Origin of the sequence: Limnobacter sp. SAORIC-580, assembly GCF_013004065.1 — a bacterium.
GTDB classification, from domain to species: Bacteria; Pseudomonadota; Gammaproteobacteria; order Burkholderiales; family Burkholderiaceae_B; genus Limnobacter; species Limnobacter profundi.
In genome coordinates this window covers 2436264-2458905 of the sequence record NZ_CP053084.1, presented here as the reverse complement: position 1 = coordinate 2458905, position 22642 = coordinate 2436264, and the positions used below count along the sequence as shown (strand labels likewise).

The window sequence follows — 22642 nt, the reverse complement described above, 5'->3', positions numbered from 1 at the left end:
TAATTAAGGTGCCAAAGGCAATTGCTCCAGCCCCATATGCTCGGGCAAGTCGAACATCACATTCATGGCTTGAACGGCTTGCCCTGCCGCACCTTTCACCAGGTTATCGATCACCGAGACGATCACCAGCGTGTCTCGACCCTGTGGACGATGCAGCGCGATTCTTACGAAGTTGGAGCCGCGTACGGATTTGGTCTCAGGCAGTGAGCCTTTGGGCATCACATCCACAAAATATTCATTGGCGTAGTGCTGCTCATAAAGCGCTTGAATGTCGGTGTTTTTGCCTTGTTCATTCAGTTTTACATACGTTGTTGCCAAAATGCCGCGCACCATGGGCACCAAATGTGGCGTGAAGGTAATTTGGGTTTTGCGGCCTGAAATCAATTCAAGGCCTTGTTCAATTTCCGGCAAGTGGCGGTGTCCACTTACCCCGTACGCTTTAAAACTTTCAGCCGCCTCAGAGAACAAAGAGCCCACTGCTGCTTTGCGGCCCGCACCGGACACTCCCGATTTGCAATCCGCAACAATGTTGCTTTCGTCGATCAACGGACTTGCCCCGCTGATCAAAGGTTTGAGCGCCAATTGCACTGCGGTGGGGTAACAGCCTGCCAAGCCTACCAATTTCGCTGTTTTCAGCTCGGTACGTGCTGATTCAACCAAGCCGTAGCATGCGTTGCTGAGCAGTTCTGGCTCTGAATGGGGCATACCGTACCACTTCTCAAATTGCACCGTATCTTTCAGGCGAAAGTCCGCGCCTAGATCAATCACCCGTATACCCGCATTCACCAGTTCAGCCGATTGGGCCATGGCTACTCCATGGGGAGTTGCAAAAAACACCACATCACAATCTTTCAGCGATTCAAAGGTCGGCTCTGTGAAAGCGATATTGACGCGTTTGCGTAGTGCCGGAAACATGTCTGCTACTGGCTGGCCAACTTCGCCGCGCGATGTGATTGCTTTCAGTTCAGCCTGCGGGTGCAGGGCCAAAAGGCGAAGAAGTTCAGACCCTGTGTAACCGGTTCCGCCAACAATGCCTACCTTGATCATGATTATTCCTTGCGCTGAAAAGAAAAAAAGCCGCACATTTGTGCGGCTTTCGATTGTAACCCAGCTGGGAGGGCTGCTGGGTGTAAACGATATGACAGCTTTGTGCTGGTTTATCGCTTGGAGAACTGCTTGCGACGACGCGCGCCACGCAGACCCACTTTTTTACGTTCAACTTCACGGGCGTCACGAGTAACCAAGCCTGCTTTGGACAGGGTTGGCTTCAGTTCTGCGTCGAAGTCGATCAGGGCACGTGTCAAGCCGTGGCGAACTGCGCCAGCCTGGCCAGTTTCGCCGCCGCCGCGCACGTTTACCTTGATATCAAAAGTTTCAACGTTCTCGGTCAGTACCAAGGGTTGACGAGCAACCATTTGGCCTGTTTCGCGAGCGAAGTATTCAGTCAAAGGCTTGCCGTTCACGATGAACTGGCCAGTACCTTTTTTGATAAAAACGCGGGCCACTGAGCTTTTGCGGCGACCGGTTCCGTAATTGTATTCACCAATCATGGTTCACCTCAGATTTCAAGTGGCTTGGGTTGTTGTGCGGAATGCGGGTGCTCTGCTTCGGCATAGATCTTCAATTTCTTGATCATCGCGTAGCCCAGAGGACCTTTTGGCAACATGCCTTTCACAGCTTTCTCCAGCGCGCGGCCGGGGAAGCGTTCCTGCATCTTGTCAAAGTTCGTTTCGTAAATACCGCCAGGGTAACCAGAGTGGCGGAAATACTTCTTGTTCAGGCCTTTGGTGCCTGTAACGCGCAATTTACCGGCATTTACAACAACAATGAAGTCGCCTGTGTCGATGTGCGGTGTGAATTCAGGTTTGTGCTTACCACGGAGGCGGCGTGCAACTTCACTGGCTACACGTCCCAACACCTTGTCGGTGCCGTCGATCACAAACCACTCTTGTTTAACCTCACCGGGTTTCGCTGAGTAGGTTTTCATGATTTTTCCTTAAAGATAAAAAAGTGCTTTTTACCTGTCTCCCTACTTGTACATGCAGCCAGCAATTAATATGCCGGTCTGCAGCCGAAGGGCTCTCCCAACAGGTAACCCGCAATTTTAGCAAAGTTTTTTGCTTTCGGTTAAACTTTTTTGGGTGTTGGATAAAAAAAACCCAAGCACTGTGAGGTGCTTGGGTTTAATCCACCAAAGGAGGAGGGTGGAGGAGACAACTTTGCGCCTGAAAGAAACTCTGCGATCGGTGATTCGTGGTTCATTCAAGTGACTACAACTCGAATTCTAGAGATTTTTCTGTTGCGGCGCAAGAGTCTGTTTCTGTTGTCCGAAAAAAGCAACTTATTCCACACTTTAAAAATGGATTAAAAAATAACAATAAAAACAAATACTTAAAAATATTACTAGTGACTGACCGGTTATTTGTTAACCAGATTCAATAAAATAGAGCATTTTTTCAACTTCTTTTCAGTAAATATTGTGCAATGCATAATGAGCAATTAATCATAAATAAGGAGTTTTATGGAAGCCGAAGTTAGCTGGTCGGGGTTACCCGGCATGTCATTTGTAGCCACGACAGGCAGTGGACATATGTTGTGTATGGATGGTGCCCCGGATGGTGGCGGCAATAACCTGGCCCCTCGCCCTATGGAAGTGGTTTTGGCAGGCACCGGTGCCTGTACGGCCTACGATGTGGTGTTGATTCTGCGCAAAAGCGGTCAGGATATTCGCAATTGCAAGGTGAAAATGAGTGCCGAGCGTGCTGAAGAGGCTCCCAAGGTTTTCACCAGAATCAATTTTCACTTTCAGGTGATTGGCCGGGGGTTGAAGCCTAATCTGGTCGATCGGGCCATTAAGCTGTCCCATGAAAAGTATTGCTCAGCGTCTGCCATGTTGGGCAAAACGGCTGAGTTGGTGTTTACACACGAAATTATTGAAGATTAAATTTTCTGTGCCAGCGTGGTCATGACCTTTGACATCGCGGTCATGGCCAGTTTCACGGGCATGGGCAGGTTGTTGGCGCCTTGATCAATCGCGGTTTGCCCGTGCTCAATCTCATCCTGACGCATCTGTTCAAGAATCGCTCTGGACTGCTGATCACCCGCGGGCAGTCTGCCCAAGTGATCGTTCAGGTGCTTTTCAACCTGTTTCTCCGTCTCCGCCATAAATCCAAGGCTAACCTTGTCCCCCAGTGTGCCCGCAACAAAGCCCAAGGCGAATGCGCCGCCATACCAGAATGGGTTTAACAGACTAGGGCGAGCACCCAACTGGTCCAGCCGCTCTTGGGTCCAGGCCAGGTGGTCGGCCTCTTCTTTGGCGGCGTGATCAAACAACGCCTTTTTTTCGGGGTCTTTGCTGGCCAGTGCCTGAGCCTGGTAAAGCGCCTGTGCGCAAATTTCCCCCACGTGATTTACGCGCATCAGGCCAATCACCTGCTGTTTTTCTGCATCGTTTAGCTGATCGGTGGGCAGGTTTTTCCCTGCCGGGTTGGGGCGCTGGGCCACAGGTGTGGCAGCCAGGGTCTTCAATGCTTTGTCGACCTCGCCCAATATGGCATCGATAGCGGGAAGCGTGGGCAAGGCGGGAAACTTCGGAAAACGGGGGGCTCGATTTGGCATTACTACGCACCAATGCTGTGTTTTTTCAATGAAGTCTTCATTTTAGCAAGGGATGCAAGTAAAATCCGCGTCAACGCGCAACGAATTACAACGTCCCCGTGTTGGCTCCTGTTTCAGTTCTGAGACCGGTCTGCTTCATGGTGGCACATTTTAGGCAAACCATGACTTCCAAGAAAAAGCTCTTCATCAAAACCTTTGGCTGCCAGATGAATGAGTATGACTCCGACAAAATGGCCGACGTGCTGGGTAGTTCAGACGGGCTGGAGCGAACGAACACCCCAGATGATGCGGATATCATTTTGTTCAATACCTGTTCGGTGCGTGAAAAAGCGCAGGAAAAGGTGTTCAGCGATTTGGGGCGTGTCAAGCACCTGAAAAAATCCAACCCCAACCTGATTATTGGTGTGGGCGGCTGTGTGGCCAGCCAGGAAGGCAAGGCCATTGTTGAGCGTGCGCCGTATGTCGACGTGGTGTTTGGTCCTCAAACCTTGCACCGATTGCCGCAATTGATCAAGCAGCGCCGGGATACGCACAGGCCACAGGTGGACATTTCTTTTCCTGAGATCGAGAAGTTCGACAATTTGCCCTTGGCCAAAAACACCGGTGCCACTGCATTTGTGTCCATCATGGAAGGCTGCAGCAAGTACTGTAGTTTCTGTGTGGTTCCCTACACGCGCGGTGAAGAAATTTCCCGCCCATTTGACGATGTACTGACTGAAATTGCCGATCTTGCAGACCAAGGCGTGCGAGAAATCAATTTGCTTGGGCAAAACGTGAATGCCTACCGCGGGAAAATGGGCGATACAAGCGAGATAGCCGATTTTGCTCTGCTGCTTGAGTACGTCTCGGAAGTGCCGGGCGTCGAACGAATCCGTTTTACCACTTCGCACCCCAAAGAGTTTGGCCCACGCCTGATCGAAGCCTATGCGAGGCTGCCCAAGCTGGTTGACCATCTTCATTTGCCGGTTCAGGCAGGTTCAGACCGCATTCTCGCCGCCATGAAACGTGGGTACACCGCACTTGAATACAAGTCGATCATTCGCAAGCTGCGTGAAATTCGCCCCAATATATCCATGTCGTCTGATTTCATCGTTGGCTTTCCTGGTGAATCCGAGGCCGATTTTGAAAAAACCATGGACTTGATCAATGCCGTGGGTTTCGACACCTCTTTTTCTTTTGTGTACAGCCCGCGCCCCGGAACGCCTGCAGCGGATTTGGAAGACGGTGTCGACCAGGTTACCAAGCTCAAGCGTTTGGCCCGCCTGCAAAAAACAATCCAAGACCATGCCACCAGCATTAGCAAGTCGATGGTTGGCACTCGTCAGAAGGTATTGGTCGAAGGGCCATCCAGAAAAGACCCCGCCGAGTTGGCGGGACGTACCGAGAACAATCGGGTGGTCAACTTTGCCGGAAATGCCCGAATGGTGGGACAGATCGTTGAGTTGGACATTGTCGAGGCTTATCCCAATTCCCTGAGGGGGCAAGTGCCAATCACGGCTGCCTGATATCCGTCATTTTTTTCGGTTATCCTTGAGCCGTTATTGTTAGCAGAGGTTTATCCTCCCGTATGTCAGAACCGAGTCCGTTGCAGGTCCCCAATAAAAAAGAACGGGGCCTGCTAGAACGACTGTCTTCGTTGCTACTTCGCGAGCCCGAGGACAGAGAGCAGCTGTTGGAAGTGCTGCAACAGGCCCATGAAAGAAATTTGCTGGATGCCGATGCGCTTTCGATGATCGAGGGTGTCATGCAGGTCAGTGACCTTTCAGCAGGCGACATCATGGTGCCCCGCGCCCAAATGGATGCGATCAACGCGGAAGACTCGATCGACCAAATCGTGGCTTTTGCCGTTGAAAAGGCGCATTCCCGTTTCCCGGTGTATGAGGGCGAGCGTGACAATGTAATCGGAGTCTTGCTGGCCAAAGACCTGCTTCGCATACACGCCGATTCGGATGTCAATTTGCGCGACATGCTGCGCCCGGCAGTCTTCATTCCAGAAAGCAAACGCTTGAATGTGTTGCTTCATGATTTTCGATTGAACCGAAATCACATTGCCTTGGTGGTCGATGAATATGGCGGAGTCGCCGGCCTGCTGACCATTGAAGATGTGCTTGAGCAAATCGTGGGCGATATTGAAGACGAATATGACTTCGATGAGGAGGCGGACAACATAGTGAGCCTGGGTGGCGACCAGGCGGGCTTATACCGCGTCAAAGCGTTGACCACCATTGAACAGTTCAATGAAACATTTGGAACCGGGTTTTCAAATGAACATGCCGATACATTGGGTGGCTTGTTGACAGACCACCTGGCGCGCTTGCCCGCGCGTGGTGATGTGGTTGAGTTACCGCCTTTCCGTTTTGAAGTGTTGCGTGCAGATGCCCGGCAGGTGCACTTGCTTCGTGTTCAGAAAATTGAACCAGCGCCCGAAGACACGGATGCCAATTCATCCACCGAGAACTCAGACTCCGACAGGCCCACTTGATGTATTCCTTTCTGGCCGGCGCGCTCTTGGGGGCACCTTGGGTGTTGTCGTTCGCCCCGATTTCCCTGTGGTGGCTTGGGCTACTTTTGCTTGCCGTGTTGCCTTTTGTTGCCCTGAAAACCAGCCGCCCTTGGCTGACCGGCCTGGCATTTGGGTGGTCAGCATATGGCTTGGGCGTTTCCTGGTTGCACATCAGCTTGCACACTTACGGCGGTTTACCCTCTGTGCTGGCTTGGGCGGCCATTGCCGCCTTTACGCTTTATTTGGCACTTTTTCCTGCCTTGGCTTTGTGGTTTTACAGTCGTTTTGCGGCGGTACGCGCACAGTCCTGGCCGGCCACCGTGTTCAATGCGCTGCTGTGGGCTGCCTTATGGACTTTTTTCGAGTGGGCTCGGGGCACATTCATGACCGGTTTTGCCTGGCTGGGGCTGGGTGACGCGCTGGTAGATTCCCCGTTTGCCAACCTGTTGCCTTGGTTGGGTAGTTACGGCAGCTTGTTTGCCTTGATGTTGTTTGCTCAACTTTTCCTGTCTTTTGTATTCAATCGCCTGCCCGGCAATTTACTGGGAGCAACTGCTGTGCTGGGCGGTTTGCTGGTGCTGGTTCAACTTCCTGTGAACACCCAAAGCGCTGGCGCCTTGACCGTGGTGGGGGTGCAAACCAATGTTGATCAAAGCATCAAGTTTGATCCTGATCTGATTGTGTCGAACATGCAAAAAGCATTTGCTTTGGGCGACATGGCCAAGGAACAGTTGGCGAATCAGGGGGGCGGTTTGCTCGTGTTTCCGGAAACCGTGAATCCTTTGGTGTGGACCGATACCCCGGTTGAATGGCGGACCACCTTTCGCGACTTTGCAACCCCTGGCGAGACAGCTGTCATCATGGGGTCGGCCATACAAGAGGGGGCACGGTACTTCAATTCCATCGTCATGTTTCAAGGTGATGAAGCACTGGAAGCGCTTGAGGTGCCTGAAACACGCCACGACAAACGGCATTTGGTCCCATTTGGTGAATTTATTCCGCTGGGCTTCAAGTGGTTTGTGGCCATGTTGAACATGCCAATGGGGGAGTTCACCTCCGGTTCGGGGCCGCTGAAGCCCTTTTTGGTCAATGGCAACGCGTTGGCCTCCACCGTGTGTTACGAAGATATTTTTAGCGGTGAGTTTGCTGGGTTGGTCGCCAATTCCACCCAAGAGCCCTCCATGTTTGTGAATTTGAGTAATCTTGCGTGGTTTGGCCAGTCTTGGGCGCTTGATCAGCATGCTCAAATGGGCCGTACCCGGTCAGCAGAACACCGCAAGCCAGGCTTGCGTGTGACCAATACCGGTGTTTCAGGCATAGTGAACGCGAACGGTCAGTGGACCCAGCGCGTTGAGCCTGGGCAAGCCCTGGTTTGGTCGGGGCAAGTCGAAGGTCGATTGGGGCAAACCTTCTTCGCAAAGTGGGGCGATCGCCTGTGGTTTTCAATTTGGGGAGCAGTCCTTCTACTGCTGTGCGTGCGTGAATGGCGCTTGAGGGCTTACAATAGAGCCCATTCAATCAATCCGTAAAATTTAAAAAGCCATGTCAATTAGTCCAGTCAACGAAATCGTTGAAGAAATGCGCGCAGGCCGCATGGTTATTCTCGTTGACGAGGAAGACCGTGAAAATGAAGGTGATCTCGTCTTGGCCGCCGACTTTGTTACGCCAGAGGCCATCAATTTCATGGCCAAATACGGCCGTGGCCTCATTTGTCTGACATTGACCGAGGCCCGCTGTCGCGAGTTGGGCTTGCGCCCCATGGTGGCAGCCAATGGCTCCTCTCACGGTACCAATTTCACGGTCTCCATCGAAGCAGCAGAAGGTGTGTCAACAGGTATTTCTGCAGCCGATCGGTCCCACACCATTCGTGTGGCAGTGAACAAAAATTCCAAACCAGAAGATCTGGTGCAACCGGGCCATATTTTTCCCCTGACCGCAGTGAATGGTGGGGTACTCATGCGGGCAGGTCACACGGAAGCGGGTTGTGACCTGGCTGCCATGGCCGGCCTCAGCCCAGCCTCGGTCATTTGCGAGATCATGAAAGACGATGGCACCATGGCCCGCTTGCCTGATCTGGTGGAGTTTGCCAAAGAACACAATTTGAAAATTGGCACCATCGCCGATCTTATTCAGTACCGAAGCACCAAAGAGTCACTGATCGAACGCATGCACGAACGTGTCATTGACACCGTGCAAGGCCAATTCAAGTGCATTTCTTTCCGCGACAAGCCCACTGGTAGCGCACACTTTGCCTTGGTGTACGGCCAATTGAACCCCGACACCGAGGCTTTGGTACGCGTCCATGAACCCACCTCGCTGATCGATTTTCTCGAAGTGAATTTGTCGGAACACTCTTTCTCAATTCCTGCAGCCATGAAGAAAGTGGTGGATGAGGGGGCCGGCGTTATTGTGCTTCTGAACTGTGATGTGTCCTCTGACCGCTTGTTGGGGCAGTTTGCCTCGCTAGACGATATCGAGCAGCGCGGTACTACTGCACGCAAGGGTGCGGGATCAAACCCGGATTTGCGTACCTATGGTATCGGGGCGCAAATTTTGCGCGACCTGGGTGTCAACAAAATGAAATTGCTGTCCCGACCACGGAAAATGCCAAGCATGACCGGGTTTGATTTGGAAGTATCAGGTTATGTCAACGGAGAAACGAAATGAGCAACAGTCCAGGAAGTGTGCCTGCTAATTTGAATGGCGATGGCATTCGTGTGGGTGTGGTTCAGGCCCGCTTCAACGAAGAAATTACCAATGGCCTTTGGGCCGCCTGTTGCAGTGAATTGCTGCGCTTGGGCGTGTTGAATGAAGACATTCTTCACATCACGGTACCTGGTGCGATGGAAATTCCAATCGCATTGCAGCGCCTGGCATTCTCAGGCGAGTTTGATGCACTCATTGCTTTGGGTGCCGTGATCAAGGGCGACACTTACCATTTTGAGATTGTGTGTGGCGAAAGCGCCCGCGGCGTTTCAAGTGTGGCCTTGGCTCACGATGTGCCTGTAGTCAACATGGTGTTGACGACCTACACCGAAGACCAGGCCATTGAGCGTATCGAGGACAAAGGCGTTGATGCCGCTCGATGTGCCGTGGAAATGGGCAATTTAATGATGACGCTGGATGACAACCTACCTGGCGCAGATGACGAGGAAGAAGACGATGAGTGAAGCCAGCAAGCCCGATTCGGGCAAGAGGCAAGGACACACTCGCAACGCTCGCCGTCGATCTCGTGAATTGGCTTTGCAGGGCTTGTACCAGTGGTTTTTGAATCCCACTGAAGTGGGTGAAGTGGATGCGCACATTCGGGATGCGCCCGGTTTCGACAAAGCCGATCGTGAGCACTACGAGTCTCTTTTGCATGGTTCGGTGCATCACCTTGACGCGTTGATGCATCAGATTCAGCCGTTCATTGATCGTCCTTGGGGCGAGCTCAGTCCGGTCGAGAAAGCTGTGTTGGTGTTGGCCAGTCATGAAATGAATACGCATGCAGAAATTCCCTACCGGGTGGTGATCAACGAGGCGGTTGAGTTGACCAAAACCTTCGGAGGCACTGACGCGTTCAAATTCGTCAATGGTGTGCTAGACAAAGTGGCCGCCCAGGCGCGTGATTCCGAAATCAAGGCTCAGGCAAACAGTCAGTCAAGCTAAAACTCAAGAGGCGTTTTGGAATTCGACCTTATTCATCGCTATTTCAAAACTCCTTTTGGTGGGCTTGCACAGGCCAATCCCGACACGGTACTTTTTGGCATCGGAGACGACTGCGCGACGCTTCGACTTGCACCCGATTTTCATCTGTTCACCTCTACCGACACCTTGGTTGAGGGCGTTCACTTTTTTTCAGATGATCCACCTCGTGTCACAGGCTGGAAGGCCTTGGCCAGTAACTTGTCCGATCTCGCTGCCAGTGGGGCGAGTCCACTCGGCTTCACGCTCAATTTAAGTTTGCCCGAAATTGATGAAAACTGGCTGGCTGGCTTCTCAGCAGGTTTGCTCGACATCGCCACCCGTTTTAATTGCCCGTTGGTGGGGGGTGATACCACTTCAGCCGGCTCCAATCCATTGAAAACCCTGTCAATCACCGTGTTTGGCCAGGCGCCTGCTTCTCACCTCGGGTTTAATCGGGCACACGCGAAAATTGGTGAAGAAGTTTGGTTAAGTGGTACCCCCGGGCTTGCTCGCCTGGGGCTTTTGCTTGAATACCAAAGGCGAGGTCGCTTGGAGCAGCTGTGTAAGGGTAACGAGCTACCGCAGGTTCAGGCTTTGCTAGCGGCCATGCCGGCTCAGCTGCGGCAAATTGCTGTAAGTCAGCTTGGCATGCCAGTTCCGCGCATTGAACTTGGATTGCAGTTGCGTGGGCTTGCAAGCGCCTGCCTCGATCTGTCCGACGGTTTGAGTGGAGATCTGGCCCACATTTCCAGTGCAAGCGAAGTGTCCGCCATACTCTTCCAGTCGTCTCTGGAATCAATGTGGCGAAAACTTTGGCCTGAAATAGATCAACAGGCCAATGCGGCCGGGTTGTTGAAAATCTTGCTCGAGCAAACCTTGGCGGGCGGTGACGATTTCGAATTGTGCTGGACAGCCCACCCGAACCGTCATGATGCAATACAATCCTTGAAGGCGGGCCTGCATTGTGTAGGCGTCATCGAGCCCGGAAGCGGTATCTGGCTTCAATCCCAGGGGGCAAGCCGAGAGCGCGTGTCAAGTTGTTCCTTTAATCATTTTGCCGAGATCCAGAATTGAGCTCGATACCCCGTTTCCGGCCCAACTGGCGCTTTATGCTGGCCCATCCCGCGCATTTGTTGGCCTTGGGATTTGGCAGTGGTTTGGCGTGGGTTTTGCCAGGTACTTTCGGTACATTGATGGGCTGGCTCTTGTATGTTTGGCTGGATCCCTATCTGGCTGCAAATCAGTGGATTTGGGCGATTGTTGGCGCTTTCATTGCGGGTGCCTGGGCTTGCCAGATCACCGGGAAGGCTCTGGGGGTTATCGATCACGGCGGGATTGTCTGGGATGAAATCGTTGCGATCTGGCTGGTGTTGTTTGTGGCCTCGAATCATTTTTCCAGCCCCATTGAACAATTGACGTGTGTGCTTCTTTTCAGGTTCTTTGACATGGTAAAACCGCCCCCGATCCGCTGGTTCGACCGGCACTGGAAAAATGGTTTTGGTGTAATGTTTGATGACATCGTTGCAGCTTTCATGACCTTGTTGGCTTTAGCGGTCTATTTGCATTTTTTGAAGTGAATTCAATTTTAAACACTCAACGGGGAGCCTCTTGAGCAATCCAGACCAAGCACTTTTGCTGCAAATTGCAGACATATTCAATGCATCGGCTGGCAAACTCGGTGTGGTCGAGTCTTGTACGGGGGGCGGGCTTGGCTCGGCATTGACTAGTCTACCCGGCTCTAGCGACTGGTTTGAAGGTGGGCTGATCACCTATTCAAACAAGGTCAAGATGAAGTCGGTGTATGTGCGCGAGTCCACTTTGGAGCAACACGGCGCAGTCAGTGAAGAATGCGTCAAGGAAATGGCCAATGGTGGAATGATCGCCTTGGGTGTGGACTGTTGCCTCTCGGTGTCAGGCATCGCCGGCCCGGGAGGTGGTTCGGCCGGTAAGCCAGTTGGCACGGTGTGGTTTGGTTTGGCCGTTCGGCACAAGTCGATTGAGGCTTTTCACCATGTTTTTGATGGTGATCGTGAGGCGGTTCGCCAACAGGCGGTACAAGCCGGGTTAACCATCCTGTCAAAAGTATCACTCAAAAAGGCTGTATAGATTTACAGTAAAAACTGTGCAATAATTCGGAAATCGCAACCCAATTCAGTTGAAGGCAGACCATGGAAGATCTCAGAACCAAAAACCAATCCTCAGACAAAGTCAAAGCCCTGGCCGCCGCGCTCAGCCAAATCGAAAAGCAGTTTGGTAAGGGCAGTATCATGCGTTTTGGGGAAAACGAGATCATCGACGACATTCAGTCGGTCTCAACCGGTTCTTTGGGGCTCGACATTGCTTTGGGCATTGGTGGCCTTCCGCGCGGTCGTGTCGTCGAAATTTACGGCCCGGAATCCTCCGGTAAAACCACCTTGACCTTGCAAGTGATTGCGGAAATGCAAAAACTGGGTGGTACCTGTGCTTTTATCGATGCTGAACACGCGCTCGATGTCCAATATGCTTCCAAGTTGGGTGTTAACTTGCCTGACTTGTTGATTTCCCAACCCGACACTGGCGAGCAGGCCTTGGAAATTGTCGATGCACTGGTTCGTTCCGGTTCTGTTGATCTGGTAATCATTGACTCCGTGGCTGCCCTTACACCCAAAGCTGAAATTGAAGGCGACATGGGCGATTCCCTGCCAGGTCTTCAAGCCCGTTTAATGAGCCAGGCCCTGCGCAAATTAACTGCCAATATCAAGCGCACCAATTGCCTGGTTATTTTCATCAACCAAATTCGAATGAAAATCGGGGTTATGTTTGGCAGCCCTGAAACCACAACTGGTGGTAACGCCCTGAAGTTTTACTCCTCGGTCCGTCTGGACATTCGCCGAATTGGTTCCATCAAGAAGGGTGAGGAAGTTATCGGCAGCGAAACTCGCGTCAAGGTGGTCAAGAACAAGGTAAGTCCTCCCTTCAAGCAGGCTGAGTTCGATATTTTGTATGGTCAGGGCACATCCCGAGAGGGTGAAGTCGTTGATCTCGGCGTGTTGCATGGTTTTGTTGACAAGGCTGGCGCCTGGTATTCCTACAACGGCGAGAAAATTGGTCAGGGCAAAGACAATGCGCGCGATTTCCTGAAAGCCAATCCGGCGATGGCTGCAGAGATCGAGAACAAAATCCGTGAAAAGCTGGGTGTGCGTTTGCTTGAAGAAGCGTCAGCCGCACCTGCTGCCAAAAAGAAGAATGAAGTCGAAGACGCCGAGTAAGTTACCAATCAAGTCGTCTATTAAGTCAAATGGGCGTTCATTCGGAGGTACTACGGGCTCTAGCAAGCCCGTGGTTTCCGCCAAGTCCAAGGCTGTCGCCTTGCTCGCCCGCAGGGAACACAGTCAAACCGAACTTCGAGCAAAGTTGTTGCAGCGCGGTTACGAGCCCGCTGAGGTAGAAGAGGCCATTGAATGGGCAACTTCGCACCAATTTCAATGCGATGAGCGTTTCAAACTGAGTCTGTTTCGAAGGCGTGCCTCAACTTTTGGGGATCGTGCAATTTCCGCCGAATTGGGGCAACACGGTTTGGGAGACCTTAAGTCGCTTTCGCACGATGATTCAGAAACCCAAATCCCGAGCAGTGAAGAAGACAGAGCGTATGACTGGATAAAGCGCAGGCAGCTTTCAAGTCTTGAAAGCGTTTTGGGTGTTGACTTAGCTGTTGATCAGGCTCAATTGTTGGTTTTGAAGTCCAAGGTTTATCGCGGGCTTTCAGCCCGAGGGTTTGAATTTGGCAACATTGAACGCGCTTGGCGGCGCATTCTGGCTGAGTTCAAATCCAATGCGTGATATTATTCTGATCGGCTTATGTGTTTCCATAGAAGTGATAGTCTAGTTAAATAACGAAGCGTTATTCAACGACACAAGAAGCAAAGAAAGAGATGGATAAAAACCTTCATAGCATGCCTGGCATGCCTCATCCTTGCCTCGGCTTTACGTCCGAGAACCCGCTTGCGCTGTCACGCGAAAAAAACACTCTCCACTTTACAATGTTGTCAGTTCAGCCGCCTTGTTGCGTCTAGCCGATTTGCATTAACTTTCCCAGCAAGGAATTCAAATGAAGATTCACGAGTATCAAGGCAAGGAAATTCTGAAGAAGTACGGCGTGGCTGTGCCTACCGGCTATCCCTGTTTTTCAATTGATGAGGCCATTGCAGCCGCGGAAAAACTGGGCGGCCCGGTTTGGGTTGTGAAGGCGCAAATTCATGCAGGTGGTCGCGGCAAGGGCGGTGGCGTGAAAGTGGCAAAGAGCATGGACGATGTAAAAACGTATGCCAGCCAAATTCTGGGCATGCAGTTGATCACTCATCAAACAGGCCCAGAAGGCCAGAAAGTCAGCCGTTTGCTGGTTGAGGAAGGTGCAGACATCAAAAAGGAATACTACGTTGGCATGGTGGTCGACCGTGTTACCCAGCGGGTCTGCGTCATGGCATCCAGCGAAGGCGGCATGGAAATTGAAGAAGTTGCTGAACACACCCCAGAACTGATTCACAAAGTTTACGTGGATCCCGTTGCAGGGCTGACAGACGCAGAGGCCGATGATTTGGCAGTGAAAATCGGCATTCCCGCGGGTTCTGTTGCCAAAGCGCGTGTGGCGTTTCAAGGTTTGTACAAAGCGTTTTGGGAAACTGACGCCAGTCTGGCCGAAATTAACCCACTGATCTTGACTGGCTCTGGCGACATCATCGCACTGGACGCGAAACTGAACTTCGATTCCAACGCTTTGCACCGTCATCCCGAAATCGTGGCCTTGCGGGATCTAGCCGAAGAAGATCCTGCTGAAATCGAAGCGAGCAAATTCGATTTGAGCTATATCAGTCTTGACGGCAACATTGGTTGCCTGGTGAACGGCGCTGGTTTGGCGATGGCCACCATGGACACCATCAAGTTGTTTGGTGGCGAGCCTGCCAACTTCCTGGATGTGGGCGGTGGTGCCACCACCGAGAAAGTGACAGAAGCTTTCAAAATTATGTTGAAAAATCCCAACCTGAAAGCCATTTTGGTGAATATTTTTGGCGGCATCATGCGTTGTGACGTGATTGCAGATGGCGTGGTGGCTGCATCGAAGGCAGTGGGTTTGTCGGTTCCTCTGGTTGTGCGCATGAAAGGTACAAACGAAGATTTGGGCAAGAAAATTTTGGCTGAATCTGGTTTGCCAATCATTGCAGCGAACACCATGGGCGAGGCTGCGCAAAAAGTGGTGGCTGCAACCAAGGGCGCTTGAGCGCCCGGTGCCCCACATTTGACAGCCATTCAACACGAAAAAGGATTTTTACAATGTCTATTCTCATTAACAAAGACACCAAGGTAATTACCCAGGGTATTACTGGTAAAACTGGTCAGTTTCACACACGCATGTGCCGTGAATATGCCAATGGCAAGAACTGCTTTGTTGCAGGTGTAAACCCCAAGAAAGCTGGCGAAGATTTTGAAGGTGTGCCAATTTACGGCACGGTGGCCGATGCCAAAAAACAGACCGGTGCCAACGCATCCGTGATTTACGTTCCTCCCCCCTTTGCTGCGGCTGCCATCTGGGAGGCTGTAGAAGCTGATCTGGATTTGGTGATTTGTATCACTGAAGGTATTCCCGTCCGTGACATGATCGAGGTGCGTGATCGCATGCGTAGGGAGGGTCGCAAAACCATCGTGGTGGGTCCAAACTGCCCAGGTGTAATTACGCCAGATGAAATCAAGATTGGCATCATGCCCGGCCACATTCACAAGAAGGGACGTATCGGTGTGGTGTCTCGTTCCGGTACCCTAACCTATGAGGCAGTGGGCCAGTTGAGTGAGTTGGGCTTGGGTCAGTCCACAGCCGTGGGTATTGGTGGTGACCCCGTGAACGGGCTGAAGCACATCGACGTGATGCGAATGTTCAATGACGATCCCGACACCGATGCCGTGGTCATGATTGGTGAAATTGGTGGTAGCGATGAAGAAGAAGCTGCCTTGTGGGTGAAGGACAACATGAAGAAGCCCGTGGTTGGTTTCATTGCTGGTGTAACAGCGCCCCCCGGAAAGCGCATGGGCCATGCTGGCGCCATCATCTCTGGCGGTAAAGGTACAGCTCAGGAGAAGCTGGCCATTATGGAAGAGTGCGGTATTACTGTGACCAAAGACCCCTCCGTGATGGGGCAATTGCTGAAGAAGGCAATCGGGGCCTGAGTAGTCAAGTCGTAGTTCACTAAAACCCCACCATTCACTCAGAATGGTGGGGTTTTTCTTTTTAACCCTAGCGGGGGTACTTCACGCAGGCTGAACACCGAAGAATGGTTTCTCAACACCACTTTTCGATGTGAGGAATGCGACGATGAATACGCCAAGAACTGTTACCCGAAGTAAGGTTTCAAAGGGTTTTACCCTGATTGAACTAATGATTGGCATTGCGATTATTGGCGTGCTGTCTGCAATTGCAATCCCGGCGTTTCAGGATTACTTGAATCGCTCCAAAGTCACAGAGTTAATGAATATTGCCCAGTCTTGCAAGGCGGGCATTATTGAATTCACAGCCACGACGAATGCATGGCCGGCCAATGCCAGCGATGCGGGTTGCCAGTCCAACGTGGCCGCGCAAAGTCAGTACGCACGTCAATTGCTTGTGGGTGCGAACGGTAGAATTCAAGTCACATTTCAGGCCAATACGGTAGCTGCGGGCATCGCTGCCAACAATTTTATTGCCTTGATTCCATTCACCGGCGGCGTAAGGCACACCAATGCCTTGCAGCCAGTAGGTGAGTGGCGCTGCGTCACCAACGTTGCGGCTGAGTTCCGGCGTTACTTACCCGCAGCTTGCCGCAACAACAACGTTAACTAAGATTTACCGACTGAAATCACTTTTGCCGCCGCGTTTCTCGACGAGTCTGGTTTGAGTCATGACCATGCCCTTGTCAATCGCTTTAAGCATGTCGTAAATGGTGAGAAGCCCTACCTGAACACCGGTCAGGGCTTCCATTTCCACCCCTGTTTTGCCCACGGTTTGCGCGGTGCAGGTGCAATGAACCTCGCACAGTTCATCGTTTAGTTCAAATTCAACTGCCAGTCGAGTCAGTGGAAGTGGGTGACACAATGGAATAAGATCAGAGGTGCGTTTTGCCCCCTGTATCGCGGCAATTCTGGCGACCCCCAACACATCGCCTTTCTTGGCGGTTCCCGCTTTTAAAACAGCGTAGGCCTCATGCCCCAGCTGAATGGTGCCCGTGGCAACGGCTTTGCGTTCGGTTTCGGTTTTACCGCCCACATCGACCATGTGTGCATTGCCTTCTTGGTCAAAGTGCGTAAGTCCGTTCATTGTATTAATCCCCTGCTGACTGATTGTCTTAACTTCATAGGTGCTGGTCGCATTGCCTGCCAGGCGTTTACCTAAATTTACCCAAGGAAAAGCCGTGCTACGCCCGAAGTTGATTGAACTTGTTTTTCATCGCGCTATCATACCCAGACTACCACCGTAAAAAGCCCATGATGCGTCTTGATTTTCGGAAAAGTGTTGCGAGTGTGCTGTGCAGTACCCTGCTGCTGTCTTCCATGCTGTCGCCGATCGCGCATGCGGATGGCTTGAATAACTTGCCAAGCCTGGGCGATGCGGGTGGGGCCGAGCTTTCTGTTCAGGATGAGCGCCGACTGGGGGCCCTGATCATGAAGGATTATCGGGCTTTTGGCGCGGTCAACACCGACCTGGAAATTACGGCCTACATCAGCCGCTTGGGCAACACAATCGTTCAGGCTGCCTCGGAATCTCCATCCAACTTTGAGTTTTTTCTGGTCACCGACAAATCGGTGAATGCGTTCGCCATGCCGGGTGGCTACATTGGCGTGCACACAGGGTTAATTGCGGCGTCCCAAACTGAATCCGAATTGGCCTCCGTGTTGGCGCACGAGGTGGGGCACGTGACCCAGCGCCACATTGCGCGCCGTTTTGGGCAACAAAAGCAAACCAGTCTCGTCGCCACTGCGGCCATGATTGCCGCATTGCTGGTGGCGGGTTCTAATCCACAAGCAGCTTCTGGCCTCATGGCAGCAGGCGCTGGTTACTCCATTGATCAGCAATTGTCCTTTTCTCGCGATGCGGAACGGGAGGCGGATCGGGTTGGGTTTTTGACTCTTCAGCAAGCCGGTTTTGATACTCAGGGCATGGTGGATTTTTTTGGACGTTTGCAAACAGCATCTCGTCTTTATGAAAACAATGCGCCTTCCTATTTGCGTACTCACCCGCTAACCACCGAGCGAATTGCCGACATTCGTAACCGGGCTGGTTTGGAAAGCAGCTCGAATCGAAGTCAAAATCAGTCAAGCCTGGAATTTGAGCTGATCCGGGTCAAGTCCATTGTGTTTGCGGAACGAAGCAACCAACAGTTGGCAGACCGTTTGCGAACTTTTGAATCACCCAATGAGCAAGAGGGTATCAAAGATCCAGTGGCGTTAATGTACGGCCGTTCGCTGGTCTTGAATTCCATGGGGCGAAAGCAGGAGGCCCTTGCGGCCAGTGAAAAGGCCATCGATTTGTTTAAATCCGGGCAGTCTGTGGTCAAGAAAACCGAGGTGCCCTTGCTGCTTCAAAGTCAGCGCATGAGAATGGCCATGGATGTAAGCTTGCCATTGGCCTCTGCACCCATGGACCAGCGTCCTGTACGGGAGCGCTCGGCCTTGAATGCGCAGGAAAAGGTCACGCTTGGGCAACTGACTTCCCTGCGAAATGAATTTAGAAGTGAAATGTCAGTTCGTCTGCTGTATGCCGAGGGCTTACAGCGTTTGGGTTTATTTGCGGAATCAGATGCATACCTGAAAGAACTTTCGCAGGCCTATCGCTCTGTGCCTGAGGTTTTTGATCTGCTCGCCCAAAGTGCTTTGGCTTTGCGAAAGCCGGCCGAACACCACATGGCTCTGGCTCAGTCTTACAACGCACGTCAAGCCTATTTGCCAGCAATTGAACAGGCTGAAATTGCCAAACGGTATGCGAGGGATAATTATTATCTGTTGGCGGAAATTGATGCCAAACAACGCGAATACAAACGCAAAGCCGACGCTGAGCGTGAATTCGCCAAGTTTGGCAACTAAGTTCGGCAACTAAGTTTGGCAATCAGCCAGCAAACGAAGCTGAGTTAATCCTTGTGATAATCACTGACTCGTTGTACTTCATTGGCCGAGCCCAGCATCACCGCGCAGCGTTGGTGTAAATCGGTCGGCTGTATGTCTAGAATACGCTGGGTCGCATCGAAGCTTTTGCCGCCAGCTTGCTCCACCAGCATACTCATCGGGTTGGCCTCATACATCAGGCGCAGCTTGCCAGGCTTGTTGGGGTCGCGCAGGTCTTTGGGGTACATGAAAATACCTCCCCGGGTCAACACTCGGTGCACATCGGCCACCATGGAGGCAATCCATCGCATGTTGAAGTCCTTGCCACGCACGCCGGTTTTTCCCTCCAGCAATTCAGCGATGTAACGCTGCACTGGTTTATACCAGTGACGCTGATTCGACATATTGATGGCGAATTCTTTGGTGTCTTCGGGCACATCCATACTTTCGCTGGTTTGGATGTACTGGCCAGCCTCACGGTCGAGTGTAAACGCCACTACGCCCCGGCCAAATGTCAGTACCAGCGACGTTTGAGGGCCGTACACCACATAACCCGCAGCCAGTTGCTCGGTGCCAGGTTGCAGGAAGCTTTCGTTGGTAATTTCACCAACATCAGGATTGGGAAGAACCGAGAAAATGGTGCCGATCGACACGTTCACGTCGATATTGCTGGAGCCATCCAGCGGGTCGAACAGTACCAGGAACGGGCGATCCGAATGCCCGGGTACAGGTGAGCAGTCGTCCAGTTCCTCAGAGGCCATACCCGCCACTACGCCGGTTGCAGCAAGCGCATCCAGAATCATGTCATTGGCGATGATGTCGAGCTTTTTCTGGGTTTCGCCTTGCACGTTTTCTGAACCTGCACTACCCAATACGCCGCCCAGTGCTCCTTTGTGAACCGCGGCGGAAATGGATTGCGACACGTCGGCAATGGCCGAGATCAACACACCCATGTGCGCATCTGCGTGGTGTTCAAGGTATTGCGCCAAATTCATACTCATCGTTGTCCTCTGTTCAATTCAAAATCAATGGGTGGCCGCGTCCAGCGCTTTGCCGATCACTTCGCGAACATCTGGCGACAACTTGTCTGTGTCCAATACACGTTCAAGTTGCTTGTGTGCTTTTTCCTGCAGTGCTGGCACCAGTTTGGTCCAGCGGTCCAGCCCACGCGCCATGCGCGCTGCTACTTGTGGGTTAATGGTGTTCAACTCAATCACAAGGTCGGCCCACAGGGCATAACCATCACCTGAATGTGAGTGAAACACACTTGGGTTTTGCATTGCAAAAGCAGCCAAAAGGGAGCGAGCGCGATTTGGGTTCTTCAGGGTGAATGAAGGGTGCTTCAGCAGTTCACGCACTGTTTGCAAAGTGTTCACATTTTCATTGCTGGCAGGTACGGTGGCCTGCAGCATGAACCATTTGTCCACGGCCAGCGCTTCATTGTTGAAGCGTTCAAAAAATTCGGCCAATTCAGGCGGGTTGCCTGGTCCGTTGTGCACAATATTGCTAAGCGCCGCCATTCTGTCCGTCATGTTGTTGGAGGCCGCATATTGAGCCTTCGCTACATTCAGTTCTTCGTCCGCGCCTGCGGCCACCAAATAGGCCAACGCCACATTTTTCAAGGCACGCTGGCTGGCGGCCACCGCGTTGTAACTGTAGGGCTGCCCTGTTAAATTGCGTGCATCGTAGATCGCCTTGAAGTCTGCCCCGAAAGTACATGCCAACAAATCGCGCAAGGTGGTACGTGCAAAATGCATCGCAACTGGGTCTACCAGTCCGTCAAATGCCTCAAGCAGTGTTCCCTCACTGGGCAATTGCAAGGCCAAAGCCAAAAAGCCGTCAGACAACTGTTTGTCTTTCAGCAAGTTTTCCACAATTTGCACAGCGGCCTGGGTGTTTGCGCCATCGGTAAGCCCGCGCTGAAGGTAAATGTCCAGAATGGCTTTGCCGTAAATTTTTTGGCAGGCATCCCAACGGTTGAATGGGTCGTTGTCGTGACCCGCCAAAAAGATAAGATCATCCGTAGTGTGCGCGGATTGTAAAATAACGGGTGCGGAAAAGCTGCGAAGCAGCGAGGGCACCACCGGTTTGTCCAAGCCAGTGAACACGAATGTCTGCGTGGATTCGGTAAAGTCAAGGACATCGCCATGTAGCGCATTCGTATTGCTTTCCAGCTGCAAGGGCACATCGCGACCACTGGCTTTTTCTACAAAACCTAATTTCACAGGAATGTGAAAGGCGGGTTTGATCGCTTGGCCAGGCGTAGGGCGGCAGTTTTGCTTCAAGGTCAATACCAGTTGGCCGTTGGTTTGCGTCCAGCTTGCCGATACCTCTGGGGTTCCTGCCTGTGAATACCAATGGCGAAACTGCTTCAAATCCAGTTCCGGGTGGGCTTCCTGCAGGGCGGTTTCCATGGCGCCGACAAAATCTTCACAGGTCACAGCTTGGCCGTCGTGACGTTCAAAATAAATTTGCATCCCGCGCTGAAACAATTGTTCGCCCAGCAGGGTGTGCTGCATGCGAATAACTTCAGCGCCTTTTTCATACACCGTCACGGTGTAAAAATTATTGATTTCCTGATAACTGTCGGGTCGTATGGGATGCGCCATAGGGCCGGCATCCTCCGGAAACTGTGCGGCGCGAAGCACCTTTACATCTTCAATCCGTTTCACCGCGCGTGCAGAATCTGCCTGTACTTCATCCAGCCCTTCGGCCATCATGTCTGCGGAAAACTCCTGGTCGCGAAATACAGTCAAGCCTTCTTTTAACGAGAGTTGAAACCAGTCCCGGCAGGTAACCCGGTTGCCTGTCCAGTTGTGAAAGTACTCGTGGCCGACCACGCTTTCAACATTTTCGAAATCAACATCTGTAGCCAATTCTGGATTGGCAAAAACGAACTTGGTGTTGAAAATATTCAAGCCCTTGTTTTCCATGGCGCCCATATTGAAATCGGCGGTCGCCACAATCATGAAGCGGTCCAAATCCAGTTCAAGGCCAAACCGTTCACGGTCCCAGTCAATCGACTTCTTCAAGCTTTGCATGGCAAAGTCGGTTTTATCCAGGTTGCCTGGCTCAACCCAGACTTGCAACAATGCTGGCTTGCCGTCGCCTTTTTTCACTGTTTCTTCCTGGCACACAAAGCGACCGGCCACCAAGGCAAACAGGTAAGCAGGCTTGGGAAATGGGTCTTCCCAGCGAGTCATGTGCAAGCCTTCGCCCAGTTTTTTTTCTTCAATCAAGTTGCCATTGGACAAACTGACCGGGTGCGTGGCCTCGTTGGCAATCAGCGTGACTGTGAATTGGCTAAGAACATCCGGGCGATCAGAAAAATAAGTAATGCGCCTGAAACCCTGGGCTTCGCATTGCGTGAAAAAATTGCCGTTGGACACATACAAACCTTCAAGCCGGGTGTTTTGGTCGGGTTGAATGTAAACGGTAATTTCCAGAACGCCTTCGCGACCAGGGTTGTGAATGGTCAGGCCCGTGTGGCTTTGAGTGTAGCAAGTGGCGTCCAGCTTTTCACCATTGAGCAACACCTGATCCAGCTCAAGGTCTTCCCCATCCAGTTCAAGTGGAAGGTTGTCAGGGTTTGAATGGTCCCACACTTCAAATTCCAGGCGACTTGCCACCTTGGTGCGCGAAGGGTTCAGCGTGAACGTCAAATCAGTGCGACTGATTTTGTAGTTCGGCGCGGTGTAGTCCTTGCGATAAAAGGTGATGGGTGCTTGTGCGTCTCTCATGCCTGGAAATCCT

At 52.1% G+C, this 22642-nt stretch carries 23 protein-coding genes; 16 read left to right on the top strand and 7 right to left on the bottom strand.

The features are described from left to right. Positions 1–3 precede the first annotated feature (3 nt). The 3 genes from argC to rplM form a co-directional block, all read right to left on the bottom strand. Positions 4–1047, bottom strand: a complete 1044-nt coding sequence (gene argC / locus HKT17_RS11530; RefSeq protein ID WP_171100206.1) for an N-acetyl-gamma-glutamyl-phosphate reductase — start codon at positions 1045–1047, stop codon at positions 4–6. 110 nt (positions 1048–1157) lie between these two features. Then, positions 1158–1550 carry a 30S ribosomal protein S9 gene (gene rpsI, locus HKT17_RS11525; RefSeq protein ID WP_105027036.1) on the bottom strand — a complete coding sequence of 131 codons (393 nt, stop codon included), beginning with the start codon at positions 1548–1550 and terminating at the stop codon, positions 1158–1160. Positions 1551–1558: 8 nt separating this feature from the next. Further along, the gene (gene rplM / locus HKT17_RS11520; protein ID WP_008251461.1) at positions 1559–1987 is read right to left on the bottom strand and encodes a 50S ribosomal protein L13; all 429 of its coding nucleotides are present in this window, start codon (positions 1985–1987) and stop codon (positions 1559–1561) included. 534 nt (positions 1988–2521) lie between these two features. Between rplM and HKT17_RS11515 the strand changes: the two genes are divergently transcribed. Further along, positions 2522–2944: an OsmC family protein gene (locus HKT17_RS11515; protein WP_171100204.1), complete on the top strand. Its 423-nt coding sequence runs from the start codon at positions 2522–2524 to the stop codon at positions 2942–2944. Here the strand turns inward: HKT17_RS11515 and coq7 are convergent. Next, positions 2941–3618, bottom strand: coding sequence for a 2-polyprenyl-3-methyl-6-methoxy-1,4-benzoquinone monooxygenase (gene coq7 / locus HKT17_RS11510; protein WP_171100202.1), 678 nt, complete (start codon positions 3616–3618; stop codon positions 2941–2943). The genes HKT17_RS11515 and coq7 overlap by 4 nt on opposite strands. A gap of 161 nt (positions 3619–3779) precedes the next feature. Here coq7 and miaB point away from each other — a divergent pair, with 161 nt between their 5' ends. The 14 genes from miaB to HKT17_RS11440 all read left to right on the top strand — a co-directional run bounded on the left by miaB (position 3780) and on the right by HKT17_RS11440 (position 16634). After that, positions 3780–5123, top strand: coding sequence for a tRNA (N6-isopentenyl adenosine(37)-C2)-methylthiotransferase MiaB (miaB, locus tag HKT17_RS11505; RefSeq protein ID WP_240965785.1), 1344 nt, complete (start codon positions 3780–3782; stop codon positions 5121–5123). Positions 5124–5185: 62 nt separating this feature from the next. Then, entirely contained in the window at positions 5186–6100 is a 915-nt protein-coding gene (locus HKT17_RS11500; RefSeq protein WP_105027032.1) for a CorC family transporter, read from the top strand. After that, complete coding sequence (gene lnt, locus HKT17_RS11495) at positions 6100–7650, top strand: apolipoprotein N-acyltransferase (protein WP_171100198.1); 1551 nt, start codon at positions 6100–6102, stop codon at positions 7648–7650. Before HKT17_RS11500 ends, lnt begins: the two co-directional genes overlap by 1 nt. 13 nt (positions 7651–7663) lie before the next feature. Continuing rightward, positions 7664–8788: a bifunctional 3,4-dihydroxy-2-butanone-4-phosphate synthase/GTP cyclohydrolase II gene (gene ribBA, locus HKT17_RS11490; RefSeq protein WP_105027030.1), complete on the top strand. Its 1125-nt coding sequence runs from the start codon at positions 7664–7666 to the stop codon at positions 8786–8788. Then, complete coding sequence (gene ribH / locus HKT17_RS11485; RefSeq protein WP_105027029.1) at positions 8785–9291, top strand: 6,7-dimethyl-8-ribityllumazine synthase; 507 nt, start codon at positions 8785–8787, stop codon at positions 9289–9291. The genes ribBA and ribH overlap by 4 nt, the downstream gene beginning before the upstream one ends. Next, complete coding sequence (gene nusB, locus HKT17_RS11480) at positions 9284–9772, top strand: transcription antitermination factor NusB (RefSeq protein ID WP_171100197.1); 489 nt, start codon at positions 9284–9286, stop codon at positions 9770–9772. Before ribH ends, nusB begins: the two co-directional genes overlap by 8 nt. A gap of 15 nt (positions 9773–9787) precedes the next feature. Further along, positions 9788–10864 (top strand): thiamine-phosphate kinase, encoded by a 1077-nt coding sequence (gene thiL / locus HKT17_RS11475; protein WP_171100195.1) that lies wholly within the window; start codon positions 9788–9790, stop codon positions 10862–10864. Then, a complete protein-coding gene (locus HKT17_RS11470) occupies positions 10861–11367 on the top strand; it encodes a phosphatidylglycerophosphatase A family protein (RefSeq protein WP_240965782.1) in 507 nt (168 codons plus the stop codon). The genes thiL and HKT17_RS11470 overlap by 4 nt, the downstream gene beginning before the upstream one ends. A gap of 31 nt (positions 11368–11398) precedes the next feature. After that, positions 11399–11896 carry a CinA family protein gene (locus HKT17_RS11465; RefSeq protein ID WP_105027025.1) on the top strand — a complete coding sequence of 166 codons (498 nt, stop codon included), beginning with the start codon at positions 11399–11401 and terminating at the stop codon, positions 11894–11896. 62 nt (positions 11897–11958) lie between these two features. Beyond that, positions 11959–13038, top strand: a complete 1080-nt coding sequence (gene recA, locus HKT17_RS11460; RefSeq protein ID WP_171100193.1) for a recombinase RecA — start codon at positions 11959–11961, stop codon at positions 13036–13038. Between the two features lie 70 nt (positions 13039–13108). Further along, positions 13109–13609, top strand: a complete 501-nt coding sequence (locus HKT17_RS11455; RefSeq protein ID WP_171100191.1) for a regulatory protein RecX — start codon at positions 13109–13111, stop codon at positions 13607–13609. Between the two features lie 268 nt (positions 13610–13877). Next, complete coding sequence (gene sucC / locus HKT17_RS11450) at positions 13878–15044, top strand: ADP-forming succinate--CoA ligase subunit beta (protein WP_171100189.1); 1167 nt, start codon at positions 13878–13880, stop codon at positions 15042–15044. A 53-nt stretch (positions 15045–15097) separates the two neighbouring features. Next, complete coding sequence (gene sucD, locus HKT17_RS11445; protein WP_008252667.1) at positions 15098–15985, top strand: succinate--CoA ligase subunit alpha; 888 nt, start codon at positions 15098–15100, stop codon at positions 15983–15985. 145 nt (positions 15986–16130) lie between these two features. Continuing rightward, a complete protein-coding gene (locus tag HKT17_RS11440) occupies positions 16131–16634 on the top strand; it encodes a pilin (RefSeq protein WP_171100187.1) in 504 nt (167 codons plus the stop codon). A 3-nt stretch (positions 16635–16637) separates the two neighbouring features. Here HKT17_RS11440 and moaC read toward each other — a convergent pair whose 3' ends face one another. Further along, entirely contained in the window at positions 16638–17108 is a 471-nt protein-coding gene (gene moaC, locus HKT17_RS11435) for a cyclic pyranopterin monophosphate synthase MoaC (RefSeq protein WP_171100184.1), read from the bottom strand. A gap of 167 nt (positions 17109–17275) precedes the next feature. Here moaC and HKT17_RS11430 point away from each other — a divergent pair, with 167 nt between their 5' ends. Continuing rightward, positions 17276–18871 (top strand): M48 family metallopeptidase, encoded by a 1596-nt coding sequence (locus HKT17_RS11430; protein WP_171100182.1) that lies wholly within the window; start codon positions 17276–17278, stop codon positions 18869–18871. Positions 18872–18915: 44 nt separating this feature from the next. Here the strand turns inward: HKT17_RS11430 and HKT17_RS11425 are convergent, their stop codons facing one another. Together HKT17_RS11425 and pepN are read right to left on the bottom strand one after the other, a co-directional pair. Beyond that, positions 18916–19890 (bottom strand): class 1 fructose-bisphosphatase, encoded by a 975-nt coding sequence (locus tag HKT17_RS11425; RefSeq protein ID WP_256367088.1) that lies wholly within the window; start codon positions 19888–19890, stop codon positions 18916–18918. A 24-nt stretch (positions 19891–19914) separates the two neighbouring features. Continuing rightward, the gene (pepN, locus tag HKT17_RS11420; RefSeq protein WP_171100180.1) at positions 19915–22629 is read right to left on the bottom strand and encodes an aminopeptidase N; all 2715 of its coding nucleotides are present in this window, start codon (positions 22627–22629) and stop codon (positions 19915–19917) included. Between the last annotated feature and the right edge of the window lie 13 nt (positions 22630–22642).

Coding starts and splice junctions, on each gene's coding strand:
- argC (WP_171100206.1), bottom strand. CDS start 1,047: ATGATCAAGGTAGGCATTGTTGGCGGAACCGGTTACACAGGGTCTGAA.
- rpsI (WP_105027036.1), bottom strand. CDS start 1,550: ATGATTGGTGAATACAATTACGGAACCGGTCGCCGCAAAAGCTCAGTG.
- rplM (WP_008251461.1), bottom strand. CDS start 1,987: ATGAAAACCTACTCAGCGAAACCCGGTGAGGTTAAACAAGAGTGGTTT.
- HKT17_RS11515 (WP_171100204.1), top strand. CDS start 2,522: ATGGAAGCCGAAGTTAGCTGGTCGGGGTTACCCGGCATGTCATTTGTA.
- coq7 (WP_171100202.1), bottom strand. CDS start 3,618: ATGCCAAATCGAGCCCCCCGTTTTCCGAAGTTTCCCGCCTTGCCCACG.
- miaB (WP_240965785.1), top strand. CDS start 3,780: ATGACTTCCAAGAAAAAGCTCTTCATCAAAACCTTTGGCTGCCAGATG.
- HKT17_RS11500 (WP_105027032.1), top strand. CDS start 5,186: ATGTCAGAACCGAGTCCGTTGCAGGTCCCCAATAAAAAAGAACGGGGC.
- lnt (WP_171100198.1), top strand. CDS start 6,100: ATGTATTCCTTTCTGGCCGGCGCGCTCTTGGGGGCACCTTGGGTGTTG.
- ribBA (WP_105027030.1), top strand. CDS start 7,664: ATGTCAATTAGTCCAGTCAACGAAATCGTTGAAGAAATGCGCGCAGGC.
- ribH (WP_105027029.1), top strand. CDS start 8,785: ATGAGCAACAGTCCAGGAAGTGTGCCTGCTAATTTGAATGGCGATGGC.
- nusB (WP_171100197.1), top strand. CDS start 9,284: ATGAGTGAAGCCAGCAAGCCCGATTCGGGCAAGAGGCAAGGACACACT.
- recA (WP_171100193.1), top strand. CDS start 11,959: ATGGAAGATCTCAGAACCAAAAACCAATCCTCAGACAAAGTCAAAGCC.
- sucC (WP_171100189.1), top strand. CDS start 13,878: ATGAAGATTCACGAGTATCAAGGCAAGGAAATTCTGAAGAAGTACGGC.
- sucD (WP_008252667.1), top strand. CDS start 15,098: ATGTCTATTCTCATTAACAAAGACACCAAGGTAATTACCCAGGGTATT.
- HKT17_RS11440 (WP_171100187.1), top strand. CDS start 16,131: ATGAATACGCCAAGAACTGTTACCCGAAGTAAGGTTTCAAAGGGTTTT.
- moaC (WP_171100184.1), bottom strand. CDS start 17,108: ATGAACGGACTTACGCACTTTGACCAAGAAGGCAATGCACACATGGTC.
- HKT17_RS11430 (WP_171100182.1), top strand. CDS start 17,276: ATGATGCGTCTTGATTTTCGGAAAAGTGTTGCGAGTGTGCTGTGCAGT.
- HKT17_RS11425 (WP_256367088.1), bottom strand. CDS start 19,890: ATGAGTATGAATTTGGCGCAATACCTTGAACACCACGCAGATGCGCAC.
- pepN (WP_171100180.1), bottom strand. CDS start 22,629: ATGAGAGACGCACAAGCACCCATCACCTTTTATCGCAAGGACTACACC.